Genomic DNA, 3,532 nt, shown 5'->3' with positions numbered 1-3,532 from the left:
CCTGCACCTCGAGCGTTTTGCGGTGTCGCGCGCGGCGCCGGCCGGAGTCGGCGGGACGGTAACGTTTGCGAAGAGCGGAAAAAGCAGCAACGCCGATGCGGCGACATCGCTGATGGATGCCGGTGAGCAAGTGGGCGTGCAAATGCCGTTCGGTTGCCGGATGGGCATCTGCCAATCCTGCGTGGTGGGCCTGCTGGAAGGCCATGTTCGGGATCTGCGAACCGGTGTTGAACATGAACCGGGAACACGCGTGCAGACCTGCATTTCCGCTGCGTCGGGCGACTGCGTACTCGACGTTTAGGTGTTACTCACTGGTAACCTACGGTTTCGTAGGTTACGATAGCGTAGGTTCGGAACGGCAAGACTACGGAAAGGACAGGCGATGGCAATCACCGACCTAGACGTATTCGCGCATCTGACGGACGCCGACATCGAGAACCTAGGCGTTGAGCTGGACTCCATTCGTCAAGACATTGAAGACTCTCGCGGCGAGAGCGATGCTCGCTACATCCGCCGCACCATCACGGCGCAGCGCGCCCTGGAGGTCGCGGGCCGCGTGCTGCTGGCGGCCAGCTCGCGGCGGTCGGCCTGGTGGGCCGGCACCCTCACCCTCGGTGTGGCCAAGATCATCGAGAACATGGAGATCGGCCATAACGTCATGCACGGCCAGTGGGACTGGATGAACGACCCTGAAATTCACTCCTCGACGTGGGAGTGGGACATGAGCGGGGCCTCCAAGCACTGGCGCTACACCCACAATTTCGTGCACCACAAGTACACCAACATCCTCGGTATGGACGACGACGTCGGCTACGGCCTGTTGCGGGTGACCCGTGACCAGCCCTGGAAGCGCTTCAACCTGCTCAACCTGGTGTACAACACGATGCTCGCGCTCGGCTTCGAGTGGGGCGTGGGACTACAGCATGTCGAGATCGGCAAGATCGTCAAGAAGGGGATGGACAACGATGAAGCCCGGCAGCGGGTCGGTGAGTTTGTCGCCAAGTCCGGTCGCCAGGTGTTCAAGGACTACGTGGCGTTCCCGGCCCTGACTGCGCTGTCGCCCGGCGCGACCTTCATGTCCACCTTGAAAGCCAATGCGGTCGCCAACGTGATCCGCAACGTGTGGGCCAACGCGGTGATCTTCTGTGGCCATTTCCCGGACGGCGCAGAGAAATTCACCAAGACCGACATGGTCGGCGAGACCAAAGGGCAGTGGTATCTGCGCCAGATGCTGGGCAGCGCCAACTTCGACGCCGGTCCGGCGCTGCGGTTCATGAGCGGCAGCCTGTCCCACCAGATCGAACACCACCTGTTCCCGGACCTGCCCAGCAACCGCTACCCCGAGATCAAAGTGCGGGTGCGCGAGCTCTGTGACAAATACGACTTGCCTTACACCACAGGTTCTTTCCTGGTGCAGTACGGCAAGACGTGGCGGACCATCGCGAAGCTGTCCCTGCCGGACAAGTACTTGCGCGACACTGCCGACAACGCACCGGAGACCCGCAGCGAGTCGATGTTTGCTGTGCTGGACGACGATTTCGCCGGCACCGATCCGGCCACCGGGCGCCGCCGCGGATTGAAGACGGCGGTTGCCACCGTGCGGGGCTGGCGTCGTAACAAGCGAACGCAAAAGACTGGGCGGGACGGCCTGGCCGCATAGCCGCGCTAAGCTCCCGGCTAGTGGAAGTCGTCACGTCGCATCCGATCGTCGATGCCGTGCTGGCGCGTTATCGCGTTGCGCTGGGCGACGATATGTCGACCTATCGCAACCACGTTTACCGCTGTATCAACTACCACCAGCTGCTGCTCGGCGAACCTCTCCCGGACCTCGCCGCCCTCGCGTGGGTGACTCACGATCTGGGCATTTGGACCGCAGCAACGTTCGATTACCTCGGCCCGTCAGCCGACCTGGCCGCCGCGCATGCCCACGAATTCGGAATCACCGAAATTGAAGGGGTGCAACGACTCATCACCGAGCACCACCGGCTGCGGCCATCGGACGACGGCATGACCGAGACCTTCCGCAAGGCCGACCTCGTCGACGTCAGCCGAGGATTGCTACGTGGCCGAATCAGGCGGTCGGGTGTGCATGCCGTCGTCGCCCAGCTGCCTTACCGGGGCTTCCACGCGTTCCTTGCCAACGGCTTGACCCGCTACGCCGCACGGCACCCGCTGCGCCCCTTTCCGATGCTGCGCTGGTAATCAGGCCGTCTCAGCGATGCCCACCAGCCGCTGCAATGTCGCGAGCTGCTGCTCGTAGTCGCCTTCGAGTTTCGCCAATAGCGTGGTGATGCCCGCCGCGCGGTAGCGCTTTACCCGGTCGGCGATGGCGTCGGGTGTGCCGAGCAGATTCGTGAGGCGGCCAAGGTCCAGCGGCACCGAGGCGCGGGCTTCGTCGTGTTTCCCCGCTTTCCACAGCCCGGCGACGGTTTCGACTTCGGTGCCGTAACCCAGACGGGTGAACGCATCGTTGTAGAAATTCTGGCCGCTTGAACCGCCGACGCCCATCGCGCCGATGGTGAACGCGTAGCCGTCGGCGTGGCGGCGGGCGGCAGCGTCGGCGGCGGCTTGATCGTCGTGGAACTCGACGGCGACGGGGGCGACCAGGTCGAGCTGGTCAAGGGTGCGCCCGGCTCGCTGGGCCCCTTCCCGCAACGGGCCGAAGAACACCTCGGCGGCTTCCGGGATGAAGGCGTTGCCCAGCCAGCCGTCGGCTGCCTCGCCGGTCAGTCGCAGGTTTTGCGGGCCCATCGCCGCCACGTAGACCGGGACATGATCGGGCCGCACCAGCGGTTTTAGCGCGGCGCCGCGACTGTCCGGCAGTGGCAGCGGGTAGATCTCGCCGGCGTGCTCAAGTCGCTCGCCGCGACTGATGGTGCGGATGATCTCGATGGTCTCCCGGGTGGTCTGCACCGGTTTGCGGAACCGGACACCGTGCCAGCCCTCCATCACCCGTGGCCCCGAGGTGCCGATGCCCAAGATGAAGCGGCCTGCGGAGAGCTCCTGCAGGCTCAGCGCCGACGTCGCGAGCATCGCCGGACTGCGCGAACCCAACTGCACGACAAACGTTCCGAGTTTGATCGACGACGTCTTGGCGGCCAGGTAGGCCAGCCCGGTCAGCGCGTCGTAGCCCCAGACTTCGGGAACCCACAATGACGTAACACCGATCCGTTCGGCGGCGACTGCGAACTCCGCCGCACCCGGTAAGCGGGGTTCGATCATCGCGCCGACCTGCATTCCTGGCATGCTACAAGGGTGCGATATCGCGATCAGCCCACAGTCGAAGTGACACAGCGCGTTCGATGTGACGTTGCTACCGCATGGAAGCTGGTGACCGACATCAACCTGCCTGCGCGCTGCTCGACGGAATTGCAGGCCGTCGAGTGGGTTGACGATGCCAACGCGGTCGCAGTCGGTGCACGGTTTCGCGGTCGCAACACCCATGAGGCGTTCGGTGACTGGGCGACGGTGTGCGAGATCGTCGAAGTCGAAAACGAACGCCGTTGGGTATATAACGTCACCGGACCCGAAG

4 protein-coding genes and 1 pseudogene are annotated in these 3,532 nt (G+C 64.2%); 4 read left to right on the top strand and 1 reads right to left on the bottom strand.

Annotation, left to right across the window (positions count from 1 at the left end):
- The 3 genes from WBF82_RS23555 to WBF82_RS23545 all read left to right on the top strand — a co-directional run.
- Positions 1-301 (top strand): 2Fe-2S iron-sulfur cluster-binding protein (locus WBF82_RS23555; RefSeq protein WP_424385339.1); only part of this gene is annotated, 301 nt, incomplete at its 5' end.
- Between the two features lie 81 nt (positions 302-382).
- Entirely contained in the window at positions 383-1,660 is a 1,278-nt protein-coding gene (locus WBF82_RS23550) for a fatty acid desaturase family protein (protein ID WP_424385338.1), read from the top strand.
- Positions 1,661-1,680: 20 nt separating this feature from the next.
- A complete protein-coding gene (locus WBF82_RS23545; RefSeq protein WP_424385337.1) occupies positions 1,681-2,202 on the top strand; it encodes a hypothetical protein in 522 nt (173 codons plus the stop codon).
- Here the strand turns inward: WBF82_RS23545 and WBF82_RS23540 are convergent, their stop codons facing one another.
- Positions 2,203-3,246, bottom strand: a complete 1,044-nt coding sequence (locus WBF82_RS23540) for an LLM class flavin-dependent oxidoreductase (RefSeq protein WP_424385336.1) — start codon at positions 3,244-3,246, stop codon at positions 2,203-2,205. It abuts the gene before it with no gap.
- A gap of 84 nt (positions 3,247-3,330) precedes the next feature.
- On the opposite strand from WBF82_RS23540, the pseudogene WBF82_RS23535 reads away from it, so the two are divergent.
- Positions 3,331-3,532, top strand: a pseudogene (locus WBF82_RS23535) (SRPBCC family protein); the annotation flags it as partial.

The organism is Mycobacterium sp. (genome assembly GCF_049673265.1).
In the GTDB taxonomy this organism is placed as follows: Bacteria; Actinomycetota; Actinomycetes; order Mycobacteriales; family Mycobacteriaceae; genus Mycobacterium.
The sequence above is the reverse complement of the archived record's forward strand: the minus strand, read 5'-3'. Positions and strand labels throughout refer to the sequence as shown.